This window comes from Granulicatella sp. (assembly GCF_057274575.1).
This window is the reverse complement of record NZ_DBHISP010000013.1, coordinates 21878-42095: the sequence shown is the minus strand read 5'-3', so window position 1 is coordinate 42095 and position 20218 is coordinate 21878. Positions and strand designations below refer to the sequence as shown.

At 38.3% G+C, this 20218-nt stretch carries 19 protein-coding genes and 1 other annotated feature; of the genes, 18 read left to right on the top strand and 1 reads right to left on the bottom strand.

Annotated features, from left to right (window positions below; all coding sequences use genetic code 11):
* The first annotated feature begins 421 nt into the window (after window positions 1-421).
* The 3 genes from ACO5V7_RS07255 to serS all read left to right on the top strand — a co-directional run bounded on the left by ACO5V7_RS07255 (window position 422) and on the right by serS (window position 4390).
* The gene (locus ACO5V7_RS07255) at window positions 422-1090 is read left to right on the top strand and encodes a Crp/Fnr family transcriptional regulator (protein ID WP_298646480.1); all 669 of its coding nucleotides are present in this window, start codon (window positions 422-424) and stop codon (window positions 1088-1090) included.
* Between the two features lie 323 nt (window positions 1091-1413).
* Entirely contained in the window at window positions 1414-2790 is a 1377-nt protein-coding gene (locus tag ACO5V7_RS07250; protein WP_485485638.1) for a serine hydrolase, read from the top strand.
* Between the two features lie 53 nt (window positions 2791-2843).
* Window positions 2844-3056 (top strand) — a binding site (T-box leader).
* Window positions 3057-3112: 56 nt separating this feature from the next.
* Window positions 3113-4390 (top strand): serine--tRNA ligase, encoded by a 1278-nt coding sequence (gene serS / locus ACO5V7_RS07245; RefSeq protein ID WP_204703553.1) that lies wholly within the window; start codon window positions 3113-3115, stop codon window positions 4388-4390.
* 65 nt (window positions 4391-4455) lie between these two features.
* On the opposite strand, the gene ACO5V7_RS07240 is transcribed toward serS, so the two are convergent.
* Entirely contained in the window at window positions 4456-6246 is a 1791-nt protein-coding gene (locus ACO5V7_RS07240; RefSeq protein WP_485485637.1) for a glycerophosphoryl diester phosphodiesterase membrane domain-containing protein, read from the bottom strand.
* 151 nt (window positions 6247-6397) lie between these two features.
* On the opposite strand from ACO5V7_RS07240, the gene ACO5V7_RS07235 reads away from it, so the two are divergent.
* The 15 genes from ACO5V7_RS07235 to ACO5V7_RS07165 all read left to right on the top strand — a co-directional run bounded on the left by ACO5V7_RS07235 (window position 6398) and on the right by ACO5V7_RS07165 (window position 20172).
* Window positions 6398-7405 carry a hypothetical protein gene (locus tag ACO5V7_RS07235; protein ID WP_485485636.1) on the top strand — a complete coding sequence of 336 codons (1008 nt, stop codon included), beginning with the start codon at window positions 6398-6400 and terminating at the stop codon, window positions 7403-7405.
* Window positions 7406-7580: 175 nt separating this feature from the next.
* A complete protein-coding gene (locus tag ACO5V7_RS07230; protein WP_485485635.1) occupies window positions 7581-8738 on the top strand; it encodes an ABC transporter substrate-binding protein in 1158 nt (385 codons plus the stop codon).
* A gap of 94 nt (window positions 8739-8832) precedes the next feature.
* Complete coding sequence (locus ACO5V7_RS07225; protein ID WP_298646495.1) at window positions 8833-9714, top strand: branched-chain amino acid ABC transporter permease; 882 nt, start codon at window positions 8833-8835, stop codon at window positions 9712-9714.
* 9 nt (window positions 9715-9723) lie between these two features.
* Window positions 9724-10686, top strand: coding sequence for a branched-chain amino acid ABC transporter permease (locus ACO5V7_RS07220; protein WP_485485634.1), 963 nt, complete (start codon window positions 9724-9726; stop codon window positions 10684-10686).
* The gene (locus ACO5V7_RS07215) at window positions 10686-11456 is read left to right on the top strand and encodes an ABC transporter ATP-binding protein (protein ID WP_485485633.1); all 771 of its coding nucleotides are present in this window, start codon (window positions 10686-10688) and stop codon (window positions 11454-11456) included. Before ACO5V7_RS07220 ends, ACO5V7_RS07215 begins: the two co-directional genes overlap by 1 nt.
* Complete coding sequence (locus tag ACO5V7_RS07210; protein WP_485485632.1) at window positions 11457-12161, top strand: ABC transporter ATP-binding protein; 705 nt, start codon at window positions 11457-11459, stop codon at window positions 12159-12161. It begins immediately after the preceding gene.
* Between the two features lie 2 nt (window positions 12162-12163).
* Entirely contained in the window at window positions 12164-12805 is a 642-nt protein-coding gene (locus ACO5V7_RS07205) for a CBS and ACT domain-containing protein (RefSeq protein WP_485485631.1), read from the top strand.
* A 723-nt stretch (window positions 12806-13528) separates the two neighbouring features.
* Window positions 13529-14758 carry a MalY/PatB family protein gene (locus ACO5V7_RS07200; protein WP_485485630.1) on the top strand — a complete coding sequence of 410 codons (1230 nt, stop codon included), beginning with the start codon at window positions 13529-13531 and terminating at the stop codon, window positions 14756-14758.
* 10 nt (window positions 14759-14768) lie between these two features.
* Window positions 14769-15164, top strand: a complete 396-nt coding sequence (locus ACO5V7_RS07195; RefSeq protein ID WP_298646512.1) for a RidA family protein — start codon at window positions 14769-14771, stop codon at window positions 15162-15164.
* A 28-nt stretch (window positions 15165-15192) separates the two neighbouring features.
* Window positions 15193-15627, top strand: coding sequence for a hypothetical protein (locus tag ACO5V7_RS07190; RefSeq protein ID WP_298646515.1), 435 nt, complete (start codon window positions 15193-15195; stop codon window positions 15625-15627).
* Between the two features lie 70 nt (window positions 15628-15697).
* On the top strand, window positions 15698-16252 hold the full coding sequence (locus tag ACO5V7_RS07185) for a transposase (protein ID WP_485485629.1): 555 nt from the start codon (window positions 15698-15700) through the stop codon (window positions 16250-16252).
* Complete coding sequence (locus ACO5V7_RS07180) at window positions 16228-17082, top strand: IS3 family transposase (protein ID WP_485485639.1); 855 nt, start codon at window positions 16228-16230, stop codon at window positions 17080-17082. Before ACO5V7_RS07185 ends, ACO5V7_RS07180 begins: the two co-directional genes overlap by 25 nt.
* A 100-nt stretch (window positions 17083-17182) precedes the next feature.
* The gene (locus ACO5V7_RS07175; RefSeq protein ID WP_485485628.1) at window positions 17183-18436 is read left to right on the top strand and encodes a BaiN/RdsA family NAD(P)/FAD-dependent oxidoreductase; all 1254 of its coding nucleotides are present in this window, start codon (window positions 17183-17185) and stop codon (window positions 18434-18436) included.
* Window positions 18437-18690: 254 nt separating this feature from the next.
* Window positions 18691-19401, top strand: coding sequence for a hypothetical protein (locus tag ACO5V7_RS07170; RefSeq protein ID WP_298646521.1), 711 nt, complete (start codon window positions 18691-18693; stop codon window positions 19399-19401).
* A gap of 21 nt (window positions 19402-19422) precedes the next feature.
* Complete coding sequence (locus ACO5V7_RS07165) at window positions 19423-20172, top strand: DUF4336 domain-containing protein (protein WP_485485627.1); 750 nt, start codon at window positions 19423-19425, stop codon at window positions 20170-20172.
* The last annotated feature ends 46 nt before the right edge of the window (window positions 20173-20218 follow it).

Sequence of the window (20218 nt, the reverse complement as noted above, 5' to 3'; positions counted from 1 at the left end):
ACAGAACTAAATCCTTTGCTTAAATTAATTGTCTAACTTTTTGGGGTCAGTACACTTAGCTGGTGGATATTTATTTTGAATAGATATTTCTGAGAGTAAATGTTGTAATGCTATTCGAGGAACTGAACCTGTGTACCCGTAATAATTACTACGATTTCTTTCATACCTTTGTTAGTTTTCGTAATGTTAGATCATTAATTCGACTATCTATTGATTTTTTACTGTTTTTTATGTAGAAAAAAGGTATGAGAATGGGTAAACTTAACCTCAGTCAATCGGATAAAGTTTTTGTGATAAATCTTATAGCAATTATTATTCTCTACGGTAGTTGAATTTGATACAGAAGTAAGATATTTTTTGATTTATTTTATGATAAGGTGATAATAGTGTATATAAGGAATTGTTTGAGAGGAGTTTTCAATTGAACAGTGAAAAATATTTAATTGAGTTTTTAGAAAAAGAAAATACCCCTACTATTAAGAAGAAAAAACACAAGTACCTGGCTTATCGTGGATTGGAACAGGCATATACTTATATATTGATTGATGGGATAGCAAAGACTAGTATCATTATGAAAAATGGTCGTGAATTTAATTTAGAATACGTAACTCCTGTAGATATTGTGTCTCTTGTTCGTGATGAAGTATCTAATTACACTTCCGCACCATTTAATGTCCGAATTGAAAGTGACGAGGCAACGTTTTATTGTATTCCACGAATTAAGTTCTGGGAATATGTAAAGGCAGATAAACATTTACAAGATTATATTCGGGAATACTATCGGAATAAACTGTCTGAAACGATTGAAACATTACAATATATGACAATGAATGGGAAAAAAGGAGCAGTCTGCTCTTTCCTATATAAATTAATGAATCAATTTGGTGTTGAAATAGACGGTGGAGTTCTTATTGATTTTAATGTCACTAACGAAGATATCGCTGGTTTTTGCGGAATATCTACACGTAATAGTGTGAACCGTATTATTCATGACTTAAAAGAAGAAGGTATCGTAGCAATTTACAATCAGAAATTATTGATTTTAGATAAACTCTACTTAGAGGAATTTACAAGCAGAGAGAATTTTTAAATCAATAGGAAGAAAATCGACGTTAGAAGAAGAACAATTTTTGGAAAAACATAAAGGATTTTAAAGAAAACACAAAAAGAAAAGGGTTCATTTCTTTTTGTGTTTTTTCTTGTTAAAAAATGGAAGGGCATCCATTATTGATGTGGATACATTAATATTTTCTCCTCGAACAGCAAGCGAATATGAGATTAAAAAGAAACTGCAATTTTGTAATAAAAGATTAATCAGATTACCATTGTTTTTCCTTTATTTTTTCGGTAACATGAGTAAGCAGATTTGAGAGATTTAGGAGATATAAAAACATGAAAGGTCCTCGTAAATGGATGAAAAAATTCGTGTGTGCCCTTAGCGTTTTTGCTATGAGCGCTGCGAGTTTTACGCCAGTTATTTATGCGCAAGATGCCGCAAAAGAAAAAGAAGAAACAGCTGCGATTCAAGATGTACAAAGCTACATTGCAATCGAGCAAACGAGCGGAAAAATTTTGATGCAAAACAATCAAGATGAAGTTCGTGGAATTGCTTCAATGAGTAAAATGATTTCACAATATTTAATTTTAGAAGCGATAAAAAAAGGAGAAATCACTTGGGAAACAAAAATCCCCATTAGTGCCAGAGCCAATCAATTAAGTGCCAATTATAATTTATCCAATGTGCCACTATGGCCAAATGAAAAATATACGATCAAAGAACTTTTTGATGCTATCTCGATTTATTCAGCCAATGCAGCCACTCTTGCTATCGCTGAATATATAGGTGGTTCCGAGGCGAATTGGATTGAACGCATGGAGGCAAAACTAAATCAATGGGGCATTAAAGATGCAACGATTATTAATGTAACAGGATTACCGAATAAATATGGCGGAAGCGAAAAAAATCCAGCCTTTGGAGACGAAGATGAAAATAGTATGTCCGCCCGTTCTGTTGCGATTATTGCTAAAAATTTAGTGAACGATTTTCCTGAGATTTTGAAGGTATCGTCGATTCCAACTCAAACTTTCCGTCCAAATGGATTAGGAACAACTAAAATGGATAACTTCAATTACTTACTTCCAGGTCTCTTGTTTGAGTATGAAGGGGTAACAGGATTGAAGACTGGAACGAGTGAATCTAGTGGAGCATCGATTACTACAACAGCAACAAGAAATGGCTTTTCTGTAATCGTGGTGAGCATGGGTTCTAAAGAGCCACTAAATCGATTCAAAGTCACAAGACATCTTCTAGATGAATTGTTTAAAAAATACGAAGGTCTCATTGTCGGTTCTCCTGCAAAATCCGTGCAAAATTTAGCGCCGATTCCTTTGGAAGGTGGAACGGAAGAAACACTTAGTGTAGACTATGGAAAACCTTTTGTTGCAGCAGTCCCAAAAGGGACCGCTCTTAGCCAAATTAAAATAGGATTTACTCCGTTAGATGAATTGAAAACAGAAGATGGAAAATTAAAAGCACCTGTTCAAGCAGGACAAACGGTTGGGACATTGACCTTTGAAATGCCAGGTGAAAATCTAGGATATGTGGATGGCAAGAATCACGGAACGGTAGAAGCATTAGCCGCTTACGACGTGGAGCAATCAAATATTGTCACAGAAAGCGTCCGTGGAGCAAAAGTTTTTGTTGGACAAGTTGTTCAACAAATTCAAAACTTCTTTGGAAATGTATGGAGTGAAATCCAAAATGTATTTACCCCCACAGCCTCTAAATAAAAATACAGTAAAAGGCTTGCACTTTTTGCTTAGGACGTGTACAATCTTAGACAAATGATACAGTATGAATAGTACCTGCAATCCTTTAGTAGAGAGTTAGTGATTGGTGAAAACTAGCAAAGAGAGACCAGCGAATCCACATACAGTGCGAGAGCGAAAACATTGATTAAGCTATCCGGAGAAAACCGTTATCTCACAAATGAGCGCAATGGCAACATTGAAACCGGGTGGTACCGCGAAGACAATTACTCTACTTCGTCCCTAAGACTAGAAATAGTCGGGGGCGGAGTATTTTTTTATACAGAAAATGGAGGGAAAACATATGTTAGATATGAAACGCATTCGTGAGAATTTTGAAGAAGTAGCAACAGCTCTAGAGAACCGCGGTGTCGACCGTGCAACAGTAGAAGAGTTACGCAACTTGGATGAAGAACGTCGCGCACTCATCACGAAAACAGAACAATTAAAACAATACCGTAATACAGTGACGGAAGAGATTTCTCTTCTTAAACGAAATAAGGAAGATGCTAGTGCTAAAATCGCTGAAATGAAACAAGTCGGTGAAGACATCAAAGCAACCGATGCCGAGTTAGCCGAAGTGGAAGAAAAGGTCGAATATATCGCATCTCGCTTACCAAACACTGCAGCGGAAGGCGTACCAGTAGGGGCAGATGAAACAGAAAACGTAGAAGTTCGCCGTGAAGGGACTCCTCGGGTATTCGATTTCGAACCAAAACCTCACTGGGAAGTAGCAGAAGCGTTAGACATCTTAGACTTCGAACGTGGAGCTAAAGTATCAGGAAGCCGTTTCTTATACTACAAAGGCCTTGGAGCTCGCTTAGAACGTGCTATTTACAACTACATGCTTGATTTACACGTTGAAAAACATGGGTATACTGAAATGATCACACCATACATGGTAAATGAACAATCAATGTACGGAACTGGTCAATTCCCTAAATTCAAAGAAGATGTGTTCCAATTAACAGACGAACGCAACTTAACATTAATCCCAACAGCGGAAGTACCACTTACAAACTACTACGCAAACGAAATTTTAGACGAAGCGCAATTACCGATTTACTTCACTGCGCTTAGTCCATCATTCCGTTCTGAAGCGGGTAGTGCGGGTCGTGACACTCGTGGTTTAATTCGTCTTCACCAATTTAATAAGGTAGAAATGGTGAAATTCGCGAAACCAGAAGATTCATTTGATGAATTAGAAAAAATGACAGACAACGCAGAGGATGTACTGCGCGGTTTAGGATTACCATTCCGTACGATTGTCTTATGTACAGGAGACATGGGATTCTCAGCAGCGAAAACATATGATGTAGAAGTATGGATTCCAGCGCAAGATACGTACCGTGAAATCAGTTCTTGCTCAAACTGCGTGGATTTCCAAGCGCGTCGTGCGAAAATTCGTTTCCGCCGTGAAGATAGTGGCAAGATTGAATTAGTGCATACATTAAACGGTTCAGGACTTGCAGTTGGACGTACAGTCGCTGCCATCCTTGAAAACTATCAAAATGAAGACGGTAGTGTGACGATTCCAGAAGCGCTTGTACCATACATGGGTGGCGTTACAAAAATTGGATAAAGCATCCGCTTTGAAATAGAAATGAGCCTCTGTGGAAACCCCACAGAGGCTCTTGTTTTTGTCAATTACTTGCTGAAGACTAAAGTAATTCCAAGTGCTCGTAAAAATTGATCCATCAATGTATTGTTCTTTTTATAATCGTCTTGGAAATCTTTCACTAGTTGAACTTCATCAGTAATAATCCCATTCACAGGACTGTTCAAATATTTTTGAATGACATCTTCACTATTGATGGTCCAAACATAGACTTCATGTCCTTGTTGCTGCGCATTTAGAACGAGTAATTCTTGATAAGAAAAGTCTTCTATGACGAAGAAATCAACTTTAGGATTGCCAAATCCTCCGAATTGGAAGGGAATGACATAGCCCGTATTAATTTCTGGAGCTTTTTCTTCTAGTTCTTCCATCACTTTCAAATCGAGGGACATGACTTTGTTAGAAGAATCGATGCCTAACTCTTTATATTTTTGGATAAAGAGGTCAACATAATTTGCAGGTTCTCCCCCATGAGGTTTTAATTCAATGATGAGTGGAATATTCAAATCTTTAGCTTCTCGGTAAAATTCCTCGAAGGTTGGGATATGGCTAGCAAATTCCGACTGATAAATCGGTAATCCCCTTATTTCCTCCAAGGTCATATCTTGAACCCGTTTATTCAGACGAGCGAGTCGTTTTAGATTGTAATCATGCATCACTACGAATTGATGATCTTTGGTAAGGAGGATATCCATTTCTACCATTGTAGCTCCTGCCTCTTTTGCAGCTTTAATTCCTTCAAGGGAATTTTCGACCGCCTTTGAAGTATATCCACGATGGCCGATAATCGCTTGGTCAGGCATTGCGTCTTTGGCATAGGTTGATAGCGTTGTGGAGGCCGCATTTCCAATCACAAAAATGAGAGCAACGGCTGTGACGATTTTTCTCTTATGTTTCACTTCAGGAAGATGTTGGTATAAATGAAGGGAAACTAGTTTTCGTTCGTGAATCACTTTTGTCATGACGATAAATGTAGCCATTTTCGTATAAATGATAATGAACTCTTGAATGAGTTTGGCGATGGTAAGGACACTACTCAGTAGAAAAACATTATCTCCTTCAGGGTTGATAAGGGATACCAAAGCAACGCTCAAAAAGGAAATAGCCACAACAAAGATGAATAAAACAGCCTCGACGACACCAACGATAAAGAGGAGTCTCCACGTATTCCCTTTTGTAATATTCCAACTTTGTAGAATATTTTTCGAAAAAGGTTGATCTGTTAAAATTTGCAAAGGAATTGCAAGAGAACTTCTAGCGTGCAAATAGAGGAGCAATAAAATCAAAATTATGTAAAGAACGACGCCATTCCCGGTTTTAGTGATTTCTCCCGTTATGAAACTAGGAATATAAATATTTTTGGAAATAAAGGTTAAATCCCCTAAATTGATAATCGGAAGGAGTGTTATAAAATAGAGTAAAAACGCAATAAAATGTCCGTTTAAGAGTTGCCTTAATTCAATAAAGGCATTTTTAACACTGGTTCGCCAAGAAAAATGTGTTTGTCGAATCGTTCCGTATATCATAAAAATCAGAATCGAGAATTCCAAAAACAAAATAAAGGCAAACGCGAGTAAGTAAATAAGGATGAAAGGAATCATCCAAGGGTTTAATAAAACATGTTTAAAATTTGAAAAGGTTAAATTGGCTTGACCCGCAAAGAATAGCATCCCTTTAAAGATGAGAGATAATAATCCAAATCCAAAGAAAGAGATAAACAGCTGTAAGAATAAGGAGTTGCGTAAATACATCCAACTATTCTTGGTTAAATTGCTGAAGGTAAAGCGAATCGTTTTCCACACTGGAATCTTGGGTTTCATGGGACCTCCAATAAATTTCTTTCTATCAACATAGCATGAACAAACGCGTCTATCAAGTTGAATTCTGAAATCTTAATAAGATTGACACTTATTGAGCAAATTTAATATAATGAAACATATTTAAGAGTTTTTATACTTTAGGAGGACTAAAATGAAAAAGAAGTTATTAACATTTTTATGCTTAATGGCAACGGTTGTATTAGCTGCCTGTGGCTTTAAAAAAGTGGATGCAGGGGATTACATTAAAACAGCCTTTAGTGGTATAGATACCAAAGGACGTTTAACGTATCAATTCAGTACAGAGGAGTTAATCACTACTTTCTTAGTAGAAAATCCTAAAGTGGATGCAAAAACTGAAACAGAGTTAAAAAATGCACTTTCTGAAGTTAAAATCACTCCAAGTAAAACTGAAAATTTAACAAATGATGAAGAAATTACTTTAACCTTCACAAACACTAAAAACTTAGAAAAATTTGTAACAATCCCTTCAGAGAAAAAGGTAAAAGTAACGGGATTAACAGCTGTTAAGAAGTTAAATTCTGAAGAATTAGCTAAATTGGTCACCTTAGAAGCAACTGGATTCAACAAAAAAGGAAAAGCGCAAGTTCGTGTAAACGACCCTCGTGTAGCTTCCATTCGTTTTGTAGTTGAAAATGATGGACAATTAGAAAATGGGAAAGATGCTAAAATTAAAATTGCTGGAAACTTTGATAGAGTTTTAGAATCAAACGGTTATATATTAGAAGGCGATGGAAGCTTCACTCTTCCTGTAAAAGGTTTAAAAACCGTTGCGGACAAATTTGAGGATGCAAAAAACAAAGATGAAGTTGTTAAAAAATTAAAAGAAGAAATCAACAAAAAGTATACAGATGCGACTGTTACTTTTGATAAAACTTATTATCGGGGACTATCAAGCGGTATAGGAGAAAGTAGATATGGCGATGGTTTAATTGAAGGAAACGGAAACCTCGTTATGCTAATTCGAGTAGAATACAAATATGCTGGTAAACGTACGCTTGCAATTGGTCTTACAAACTTAGTAACGAATGCTGAGGGAAATATTGAATTGAAAGATGCACAACTGGTTGATAAATATTTTGACGATTTTGCAACCGCTGCTCAAAAATTAGAAGCGATTGGATATACAGAAGTAAAATAAGATATTTTATAAGAGACTGCCCCATGTAAAGGTGGTCTCTTTTTCTGTAAATAAAAGTATTTTTCATTTTTATGAAAAAAATTTTTATAAATGAATAGAAAACAGTTGCGTGAATTGTCAGAATATTATATACTACTCTCATCTTATAAATTAAAAGTATGAAAAGAGGGATCTTATGAAATTAAAACAATTCACATTAGGAGCTGTGGTTGCAGCCATTTTAGCAGGTTGTGGAAGTGCAGCAGATGGCAACACAGTCAAAATCGGAGGGAACTTCGAATTAACAGGGAACGTAGCAACTTACGGAACTTCAATGAACAATGCAGCACAATTAGCGGTTGAACAAAAAGGAAAGTTACTCGATAAGGAATTAAAATACGTTTCATATGACAACAAATCAGACAAGACAGAAGTAGCTTCTGTTGCGAAAAAATTAGCTTCTGAGAAAGTAGTCGGTGTAGTTGGACCAGCAACAACAGGGGATGCAGCAGTATCAACCCCTGTAAACGAACAAGCAAAAATTCCAACAATCTTCCCAGCAACAACAGGAGACGGTGTAACGTTGAAAAATGCTGCAGATGCATCTTCAGTATATGAATACATCTACCGTGTATGCTTCTCTGATAGCTACCAAGGGGTTGTAGGAGCAAACTTCGTTAACAAGAAATTCGGAAAAGCTAAAGTAGCCATCTTGCAAGATACAGGTAATGACTACTCTAAAGGGTTAGCAGATGCTTTTGAAAAAACTTACACTGATAGCAAAATTGGTGGTTCAGTTGTAGCACGTGAATACTATCAATCTAAAGATACAGACTTCCAAGCGGTATTAACAACATTGAAATCTAAAACATTCGATGTATTATACGTACCTGGTTATTACGAAGAAGTGGGTCTAATCATCAAACAAGCTCGTGAAATGGGAATCACTCAACCAATCGTTGGTGGTGACGGTCTTTCAAGTGATAAGTTAGCGGCATTAGCTGGAAATAGTTCAAATCTTTCAAACGTTTACTATACATCTCACTTCTCAACATTGAGTAAAGATAGTGATGTTCAAGCGTTCGTAAAAGCCTATAAGGAAAAATTTGGTGCAAATCCAGATACTTTTGCAGCTTTAAGTTATGATGCTACTCAATTGTTAATGAAAGCTATCGAAAAAGCAGGTTCAACAGATCCTCAAGCAATCACAAAAGCTTTAGCAGAAACAAAAAACTTTGACGGTGTTACAGGAACATTCTCAATGGGTGCTGACCATACACCAATCAAATCAGCAGTTGTAATCGAGTTCCAAAACGGCCAAGAAGTGAGTGCTCAAGAGTACTCTGCTGAGTAATTTTAGGATAAGCATATTTTGAAGAGAGGCACGGAGAATTTCTTCCGCCTCTCTTTTCCACTAGATAAAGGATAGAAATGAAAGGAGAAAATATATGGAGTTGTTAATGCAACAATTGGTAAACGGGCTCGCAGTCGGAAGTATTTATGCTTTAATTGCACTCGGATATACCATGGTTTATGGGACGATTAAACTGATTAACTTCGCACATGGAGATGTGTATATGATGGGGGCATTCATTGGCTATTTTGCGGTAATGGTCTTGAAATTGAATGTATTCCTGGCTTTACTTGTAGCAATGGTCACTTGTGCAATTTTAGGGGTTGTCATTGAACGTGTGGCGTATAAGCCACTCCGTAAATCGACTCGTGTGGCTGCTTTAATTACAGCCATTGGGGTTTCATACTTGTTAGAAAATGCAATGAGTTATTTCTTTGGAGCGGAGTCCCGTCCGTTTCCTTCAGATTTTGGAATAGAGACATTCACTTTATTCGGAGCTGTTTCAGTGAATGGAAAACAAATCTTGATTTTCGGCATTACAGTTTTATTAATGGCTTTATTACAATTTATCGTTCGTTATACAAAAATGGGGAAAGCCATGCGTGCTGTTGCCGTTGATGAGCAAGCAGCTCAACTCATGGGGATTGATGTAGATGGAGTGATTTCATTTACATTTGCACTTGGGTCAGCACTTGCTGGGATTGCTGGTGTCCTTGTTGGGGTTTACTACAATACAATTTCTACAACAATGGGGATTACAGTGGGCTTAAAAGCCTTCGTTGCAGCCGTACTTGGAGGTATTGGAAGTATTCCTGGGGCCATGGTCGGTGGTTACCTCATCGGTCTATTAGAAACAATGGTAAGTTTCTTCGGTTACTCACCATACCGTGATGGAGTCGTTTACTTCTTATTATTTATTATTTTAATCATATTACCAGCTGGATTGTTTGGTAAAAACGTCAGAGAGAAAGTGTAGGTGAAGAAGATGCAAAGATTTCATAAAAAGAATATTCGTTGGACATTGTTCGCGTTGGGAATGTACGCTCTTCTTTTCGTACTTGTAAAAATAGGAGTCATCAACTTCTACTACGAAAGTACCTTCATTAATATCATGATTAATATTATCTATGCTGTTGGGCTAAACTTGATTCTAGGGGTTGCCGGACAGTTCTCACTTGGACATGCCGGATTTATCGCTATTGGTTCTTATAGTGGTGCAATTCTTGGAAAAATGATGAATGGGTTACCAGGACTATTTGCTGGAATGGCAGTAGGGGTTGTCATTTCTGTCATCGTAGCGTTTCTTGTTGGGTTACCAACGCTTCGATTAAAGGGAGACTACCTTGCGATTGCGACTCTAGGGGTTGCTGAAATCATTCGTGTAGCCGTGACCAATATGAAAATCACAAATGGAGCTGCTGGAATTAGTGGGGTACCTTTAACGAACACATGGACGATTACTTATATTTTCTTAGTGGTAACAACGATTTTAATCTTAAATTACACTTTCAGTAGTGCCGGTCGTGCGACTTATGGGGTGTTACAAGATGAAATTGCTGCGGAATCAATGGGAGTTCAAGTAACGAAGTACAAAATCTTGGCCTTTGTATTAGGAGCAGCTACTGCAAGTATCGGTGGTACGCTTTCTGCGACAACGCTAGGAGCGGTAACACCTGGTGACTTCACTTTCATGAAATCCATCGATGTATTAATAATTGTTGTATTCGGAGGAATCGGAAGTTTCACAGGTTCGTTTGTAGCAGCAGTGCTACTTGGCATTATCAACCTTGTCCTACAACCATTTGGACAATTAAGAATGATCATCTATGCAGTAGCGTTAATTTTAATTATGATTTTCCGCCCGGGTGGATTACTTGGAACATGGGAATTCAAACTAGGGAACTTGAAGTTTTCTAAGAAAAAAGAGGCAAAGGAGAGTGGGAAGTAATGTTATTAGAAGTAAATGGACTAACTAAAAACTTTGGTGGACTTTCCGCAGTTTCTAATGTTTCTATGAAAGTAAACAAGGGAGAACTCATCGGACTCATCGGGCCAAATGGTGCTGGGAAAACGACATTCTTCAACTTGTTAACAGGCGTATATGAACCAACAGAAGGAACCGTAAGTTTGGAAGTAGATGGGCAATTGAAAAACTTGAACGGGCTTCCACCTTACAAACGTACCAATCTTGGAATGGCGCGTACCTTCCAAAATATTCGTCTCTTCAAGGATTTAACGGTACTAGAAAATGTAATGATTGCGATGCACTCGCATTCTAGCGATTCATTATTCTCAACCTTATTCCGTACAAAGAAATACTATGATACAGAAGCAAAAATGCGCGAAGAAGCGATTGAGTTGCTAAAGATTTTTGAGTTGGATACACTTAAAGATGAAAAAGCAAAAAACTTAGCTTACGGACAACAACGTGAGCTAGAAATCGTTCGTGCTTTGGCGACAAAACCCAAAATCTTATTCTTGGATGAGCCTGCAGCAGGGATGAACCCTCAAGAAACAGCTGAATTGACAGAATTAATTGCGAAAATTCAAAAAGAATTTGATTTGACAGTGGTTTTAATCGAACATGATATGTCGCTCGTCATGAAAATCTGCCAACGCATTTATGTGTTGGAATATGGAAGACTTCTTGCAGAAGGAACTCCAGAAGAAATTAAACAAAATCCTGCGGTTATTAAAGCGTACTTAGGAGGTGAGTAGATGTTAGAAGTTAAAAATTTATCAGTTCATTACGGAATGATTCAAGCCGTACGTAATGTCGATTTTAAGGTGAATGAAGGCGAAATCGTGTCTCTAATCGGGGCAAACGGGGCTGGAAAATCAACTATCTTGAAGACTTTATCAGGACTTATCCATCCTTCAGAAGGCGAAATCGTATACTTAGGTGAAAACATCGCTTCAACATCTGCGAAGAAAATCGTTGAGAAAGGACTCGTGCAAGTGCCAGAAGGACGTCACGTATTCCCAGGATTAACGGTAAAAGAAAACCTTGAACTAGGGGCATTTCTACGCAAGGATAAAGAGGGTATTCAAAAAGATATGGAAGCCGTCTTCGAACGTTTCCCAATCTTGAAAGAACGTAAAGACCAAGATGCACAAACTCTCTCTGGTGGGGAACAACAAATGTTAGCGATGGGACGTGCGTTAATGAGCCGTCCAAAACTATTGCTGCTGGACGAACCTTCAATGGGGTTAGCGCCTATCTTCATCCGTGAGATTTTCAAAATCATTCAAGAAATCCAAAAGACAGGGACAACGGTTTTACTCATCGAGCAAAATGCGAAAATGGCATTATCGATTTCAAATCGTGCGTATGTACTCGAAACTGGGTCAGTAGTACTTAGCGGTACAGGACAAGAGTTGTTAGAAAGTGATGAAATTCAGAAAGCATATCTAGGAGGGTAATCATGGAAGTTAAAGATTATATGTCAACCAACGTCATTACAGTAACACCTGAAACGACGGTTATGAAAGCTCTAGACTTAATGAAGGAACACGACATTCATCGTCTACCTGTTGTGGAAGGTGCAAAGTTAGTCGGTTTACTCACAGAAGAACTCGTTGCGGGGCATTCGCCTTCTATGGCAACAAGCTTATCAATGCATGAGTTGAACTATTTATTAAATAAGACAACAGTAAGCGAAATTATGCAAAAACAAGTCTTAACAGTGAAGGCTCATACATTATTAGAAGAAGCTGCGTCCCTCATGCGTCAACAAAAAGTCGGCGTACTGCCAGTAGTAGATGCGCGTGGCCACGTGGAAGGGATTATTACGGACAAAGATATTTTTGATGCGTTTATTGAAATTTCTGGATATAACACGCCTGGTTCTCGTTTATTTATTGAAATCAATGAAGATAAACCAGGTCCGTTGGAAGAAATTTCGAATGTGTTACGCGAGAATAACGTGAACGTTTCGACGATTTCGGTATACCACCGTGATGGTAAAGTGCAAGTGGTTCTTCATGTGGATTCGACGAATCCGGATGAAGTGGCGGACTTTATCGCGCAAAAAGGATATCGCGTGATTTCGGCGTTGAGAAAATAAGTTAAAACTTCGTCTCCCTAGGACGTCTTCATAGTATTGACAATAGAGGCACCGGGCCAAGCCTACGTCTTGGCTCCTACCGAGCTTCAAGCGGACTGCTAATAATGGATATTCTGAGATGAGTTAGACGCAGTAGACAAATGGATTGACCTTCGCCTGTTTAAGCTGGGTCAATCCTATTTGTCCTTGCGGGGGCAAGACGACGAAGAAAAAAGTTTCTTCTGTCTTGCACCCATTTCACATCGGTTGCATCTCTCTATTGTTCATACTATAGAGTCCTAGGGAGACTTCGTTTTTTAACCTATTTTGTGATGCGCAGTTATCACGTGATATCGTTTTGCGGAGTCCACACTTCATCTTTGGCAAGGAACGGGACTAGTATTTAATAAGTGATAGAAATAACTGCACCGGACTGGTAACATTATAAAAAAACTGCATAGATTTAGACGCAGTAGACAAATGGATTGACCTTCGCCTGTTTAAGCTGGGTCAATCCTATTTGTCCTTGCGGGGGCAAGACGACGAAGAAAAAAGTTTCTTCTGTCTTGCACCCATTTCACATCGGTTGCATCTCTCTATTATTCATACTATGGAATCCTAGGGGGACTCCGTTTTTTTTGCACGTACTTTTCACGTGATGTCGTTTTGCGGAAGTGACGGCTGACGTTGAGTGGATGCGAGGGACGGTGTATAATAAAAGTGAGATTCTAGGAGGTTATGCGGATGAAATTTGATTTTACAACAGAATTTGATAGGCGTGGAATGGACGCACTGGCCGTTGATGGGCTGGGGTTGATTCCAGGAAAGTCACCAGATAGACCGAAGAAAGACTTCGATGTGATTCCAATGTGGATTGCGGATATGAGTTTTGCGACGGTACCAACTGTTATTGAAGCCATGAAAAAACGGTTAGACCATCCTCTTTTCGGGTATTTTATGCCTTCTAAAGAGTACTACGAAAGCATTATCCAGTGGCATGCGCGTCACCATCAAGTGACAGAATTAAAGCGTAAGCATATTGGTCATGAAAATGGAGTGTTAGGTGGAGTTGTTTCGACATTAACCTCTTATGCAGCACCTGGAGATGCGGTGTTAGTGCATAGTCCAACGTATGTAGGATTTACACAATCGCTCAATGACAATGGATTAAAAGCCGTGCATAGCCCGCTTGTGAAAGATGCTCAAGGTGTCTACCGTATGGATTTTGACGATATGGAACAAAAAATCAGAGCACATAAGATTCATGTAGCGATTTTTTGCTCACCTCATAACCCAAGTGGCCGTGTATGGGAAAGAGAAGAAATTGAACGCGCAATGGAAATTTACCGTAAGTATGATGTGATAGTCATCTCGGATGAAATCTGGTCGGATATTATTTTTAAAGGCCATAAGCATATTCCAACACAATCGATTTCAGAGGATGCAAAGAATCGTACAGTGGCCATGTATGCACCAAGTAAGACGTTTAACTTGGCAGGGCTCGTGGGAAGTTATCATGTGATTTATAACGATGCACTCAGAGACCGCGTCGAGTCAAAAGGGATGAAACCTCACTATAATGCGATGAACGTGATGTCTATGCATGCTTTAATTGGGGCATATCAAGAAGAAGGATACAAGTGGTTAGAAGAATTGCGTGAAGTGATTGAAAAGAATGTGAACTTCGCGTGTGACTTTATTCACCGTGAATTTGAAAGTGTGGAGGTCACAAAACCAGAAGGCACGTATATGCTTTTTATCGACTGTTCGCAGTTTTTGAAAAAATACAATCTAATGCTGGAACAGCTTGAAAAACGCGGGTGGGATGTCGGCGTGGCTTGGCAAGACGGCAAGATGTTCTTCGGGGAAGGATGTATTCGTATAAACCTTGCGTTGCCGTATGCGCGTCTTGTAGAAGCATTTGACCGTATGAAAAAATATGTATTCGTGGACACAGTACCGCCATTAGACTAGGAGGAAGAAAATGACAAAAAGAGTGATTCAAACAGAACAGGCTCCAAAAGCAATCGGACCTTATTCACAAGCTGTTGCATATACAGGGGAGACGATTGTTGTTTCAGGGCAATTACCAATTGTTCCAGAAACAGGGGAGTTTGCAGGAAGTGATATTGTGAGCCAAACGCATCAATCATTGAAAAATATCCGTGCGATTTTAAAAGAAGCAGGAGTAGGAATGGACGCGGTAGCATCGACAACCGTACTACTAGCAGACATCAACGACTTTGCGAAAATGAATGAAGTATATGGAGAATATTTTGCATCTCCATATCCATCTCGTATGGCGTTCCAAGCAGCCGCTTTACCTAAGAATGCCCTAGTGGAAATTCAAGTGACAGCTGTAAAACATTCTCATAAGTGATTCTTGCTGGATAGGAAGGAGAATTTGTATGGATCGTAACAATTTAGCCCGCTTTTGTGGAATTGTTGGGCTTGGGTCAGGAGTATTGTTCTGGTTAGCGCCAATTGTCGCGTTAAAATTATCTTTTGTGAATACTGTAGATGTTTCCTCACAGTTCTTTTGGATTTTGTTGATGCTCAATTTAATTGTTATTTATTTTGGAATCAAAGGTTTTCAAACATTTAAAGGAGATTCAAGAATCAAAAACGGAGTGCGAATTTTCTATTTAGTCGCAGGTATTCTGATTTTTATGCCGACGCTGCAACAAATTTTGCCAGCTATTCCATTTTCCCAAGTGATTATTACGATTCTTTACCGGATTAGTTTAGGAACTTTAGATATTCTCCCTTATTTTACGGGAGGAAGTATATTAATCGTCTGTGGAGCGTTCTATTTAGCTTCACTAAAAGAATGGAAAGAGTAAGTGGAAAAGGTCTAGAGAGTTTTGATATGTACCCCCTTTACTGGACAAACCAGTAAAGGGGGTATTTATTATGCGTTACTCATTTGAGTTCAAAATGAAATGTGTCGAATTATATCGACAAGGAATATGGGCTGAGACACCTGAAAAAGTTATGAAGAGGAGTTTTCGAAGAAAAATATTGAATTGGGATAAAATTGAAAGGATTCGTGGTCCTAAAGGATTGGAGCGTGTTAAAAAACAAAGAAATTGGACGGTAGAAGAAAAATTGACATTTGTTTTACAGGTTTTAAATGGAAAAGCTCTAACAGAGGTTGCTTTTTCAGCGGGAATAAGTGAAGGATTATTAGGTTCTTGGGTTCACAAGTATAAAACTTATGGATATAATGGTCTAAAGAACAAGATAAGAGGACGACCATTATCTAAGGAGCCTATTATGAATAAAAAAGCTGTACCTGATAACCTTTCAGAATCCGAACGAGAAGAATTAGTTCGATTACGTGAACGAAATGCATATTTAGAAGCTGAAATTGCTGTTATAAAAAAACTGAGAGACTTGAGAAAAGAACAGGAAGCTGCGCTTCTCAAGGCGAGAAAGCAGCGATCATCAAGGAGTTACGAGAAGTAGGATACCAACTAAAACATCTTCTTAAAGCGATGAAAATGGCTAAATCTACTTACTATTTCGAATTGAATACAATTGATGCTGTGGCTGAGAAGAATGGTGTTTTATTATCAGAAATCAAAAAAATATTTCATGAAAATAAAGGTAGATATGGCGTTAGAAGAATTTACCAAGAACTTTGCCGTAGAGGTCACGTTGTTAATCATAAAAGAGTTCAACGTCTTATGCATGTAAATGGATTGTTTGGAAAACGACCTAAAGAAAAATACCATTCTTATCAAGGCAATGTTGGAAAAGTTGCTGATAATATTATTAACAGAGATTTCACGGCCGATAGGCCACTTCAAAAATGGAGTACAGATGTATCTCAATTCACTTTCCCTTGGGGAAAATGTTTCTTTTCTCCAATTTTAGATATGTCTTCTAATGAAATAATCTCCTATGATCTTTCTTTAAGTCCCAACTTAGAACAGATTCAAAGAATGTTAAATAAAGCTTTCAAAAAATTTCCTGATGTTAATGGGTTAATTCTCCATTCTGATCAAGGTTGGCAATATCAACACGCATTTTATCAACAATCATTAAAAGAACGAGGAATTGTTCAATCAATGTCTCGAAAAGGAAATTGTTATGATAATTGCATTATAGAAACGTTTTTCGCCAGAATGAAGAACGAAATGTTCTATGGTTTGGAAAAGGAATATTCTACCTTTAAGGAATTTCAAACGGCAGTTAAAGATTATATAGATTATTACAATAACAAAAGAATTCAAGAAAAAACAAAATGGATGTCCCCTGTTCAATACAGGGAAACATCCATGCGTTCAGCTTAATTATTAATGTGTCCAGGATTCTGGGTACATATCAGTTTCTCTAGGCTTTTTTATTTTGCATGCTTTATAATAGTTGGGACAACTAGAATTGGAGGCAAGTATGAAAGTTATTGTAATCGGTGGTGGAACGAGTGGGTTGATGGCTTCAGTTAGTGCAGCGATGCATGGTGCTGAAGTGGTCTTATTGGAGAAAAATACTACTTTAGGGAAAAAATTATTGCACACAGGAGGCACACGTTGTAATGTCACCAATCGACGTTCTTCTGAGGAAATCGTTAAACATATTCCGGGGAATGGACGTTTTTTATATAGTGCCTTTTCTCAATTTGACAATCAAGATATTATCCAATTTTTCGAATCGCGTGGAGTTCGTTTGAAAGAAGAAGACCATGGACGCATGTTTCCTGTGACAGATTCTGCTAAGACGATTTTGGAGACCTTTATTCAGGATATCAAGAAGCTAGGGGTGCAAGTGCGTACGAATGTGAAAGTGAAGACGATTCGTGTAAACGAGGGAGCCTTGGAAGTGGTGGAGCTTGATAACGGCGAGCAACTACAGGCCGATGCAGCCATTTTAGCGACCGGAGGAAAATCCTATCCGAAGACAGGTTCGACTGGAGATGGATATGGGATTGCCCGTGTTGCTGGTCATACAATTACGCCTCTCTTTGCGACAGAAGTTCCCTTGACAAGTAGCGAAGAATTTATTCAAAAAGGAGAGCTTCGTGCGCTATCCTTACGAAATGTTGCACTCAGTGTCCTCAATGGGAAAGGGAAAGCGGTTGTTACGCATCAGATGGATATGATTTTCACCCACTTTGGTATCAGCGGACCAGCAGTGTTACGTTGTTCAAGCTTTGTGCATCAGGTACAAGAAAAGGAAAATAAGAAAGAAGTCGTAATGAGTTTAAATGCATTACCAGACTTCAGTGCTTCAGAACTAGATGCGAAGTTGAAAGGTTTTGTGGAGGAAGCGCCTCTAAAATCGATTAAAAACCACTTGAAGGGGCTACTTCCTGAACGATATGTAGAATTTTTACTAGAAAAAGTCGGGATTGATGACCAAATGGCGGTAAGTCGCTTGACGGCGGCTAACTGGATTGCTGTCAAAGAATGTCTGACGAATTTCCGTTTTACGGTGAATGGATCTCTCCCGATTGAGAAAGGCTTTGTAACTGGCGGAGGAGTGCATCTAAAAGAGGTGAATCCGAAAAGTTTGCAATCGAAATTAACACAAGGTTTGTATTTCTGTGGGGAAGTGCTAGATATTCATGGCTATACAGGTGGATATAATATCACCGCTGCTTTTGTGACAGGTTATGTGGCGGGCATGCACGCAGCTTTTGGTGATTAAATTTCTCTATTTATAGCAAAAATTGTCATAATTTATTCATAAAATTTGAGTATAGTTTTTCTATTCCCAAATAAGATTTATTTACTAATAGTAAATAAAACTCTATCCTTTTTTCCTCTCATCCATGATGAGAGGTTTTTGTTATGGAAATTTTGATTGAAAAGGATTCGAAAGTATTAGATTTTCTAAAAAAGACTGTTTAGAAGAGACATTTATGCTAAAATGAACCTATCTGAAATTTTGAGGAGTTTGTAATGGCTGAGAAGAAATTAATGGAGAAAGTGTTGCATCAAGTGGTGCGTACATTTCCGAAAGTAAATATGCCAATGGAATACGTTCCCTATCCAATTCCATATCCACCACTAGCAAAGAGTCGCTTTGAAGTCTTTGTGCATGTGGCGGAGCGCGGAAATGGCCCTCTTGGACATGTAGATATATGTATTGATGGCTATGTCTATTCGTACGGAAACTATGATGAACGTGATTTGAAATTAGGTGGCTGGATAGCAGAAGGGGTGCTTATTAAAGCACCACGTGAAGAGTATATGCTATTTTGTAAAAATCATTATCAAAAAGCGCTACATATTTATTCGATTGCGGTCACTTCTGAGCAAATGGACGCTATTCATGCGTATTTAGAAAAAATATTAGCACCAACAAAGACATGGGAGCCGACGAGTGAGGCCATTTATTATAATCCAACCTTTGATCGTTTTGAGGAAATGTATGTGTACTTTATGGCACAGCAGATGGATACCGTGTTTTATAAATTTAATCGTTCCAAATTCATGACGTATAATGGCTGGACTAGAAATTGTTTGAGTTTTGCCGACCACACCGCAAAAGTGCTACATGAAAAAACATTGCGTGCTAAAAATATGATCTTCCCGGCCCAATATCATAAGCGCCTTCAAAAACTCTTGAAGAAGAACTCGCCGTTAATCACCCATTATGAAGTGTACTAAGCATAAATGGAGAAATACGTAATGAAATCTTCAGTGAAATTATATGGACCACTATATACATTAAAGGCAATTGGTGAAGATATTTGGATTGTTGATGGAGACATTGTCGAAATGAACTTCAAACTGACTCAAGTGCCCTTTAGCACGCGGATGACAGTGGTACGATTAAACAATCGCGACTTGTGGATTCATTCTCCGATTCATTTAACACAAGAGTTGAAAAGTGAAATCGAAGCTCTGGGAAATGTGGCACACATAGTAGCTCCCAATAAATTGCATTATGTCTTTATGGAAGAGTGGAGCCAAACGTATCCGACTGCAAAAGTGTGGGCAACAAAAGGGTTGGAGAAAATTTTTGAAGAATCAAAGGGTATACAGACCTACACCGTACTAGATAAAACCGTTGCTATTAGTTGGCAATCAGAAATAGATTATCTCCCGTTTGAAGGAAGTGCACTCATCGAGGAGTCTGTATTCTTCCACCAAAAGAGTCGTACATTAATTTTAACAGATTTGATTGAGAATATTGAACTTTCAAAAGAGTGCTCTTGTTGGCACCGTTTATTATTCAAAATAGGAGATAATACTTACCCCAATGGCCATACGCCAAGAGATTTACGAATGACCTTTTTGTTTCACAAAGAAATAGCTAGAAAGTGTTATCAAAGAATCAAGGGTTGGAAGCCAATCAATGTTCTTTTTGCGCACGGAAAGTGCTTTATAGGGGATGCAGAGGAAAAGTTACCTCAAGCTTTCTTTTGGTTAGAATAATGGAATAAGCTACCTTGGATTCCCAAGGTAGCTTTTAGTTTGAAAG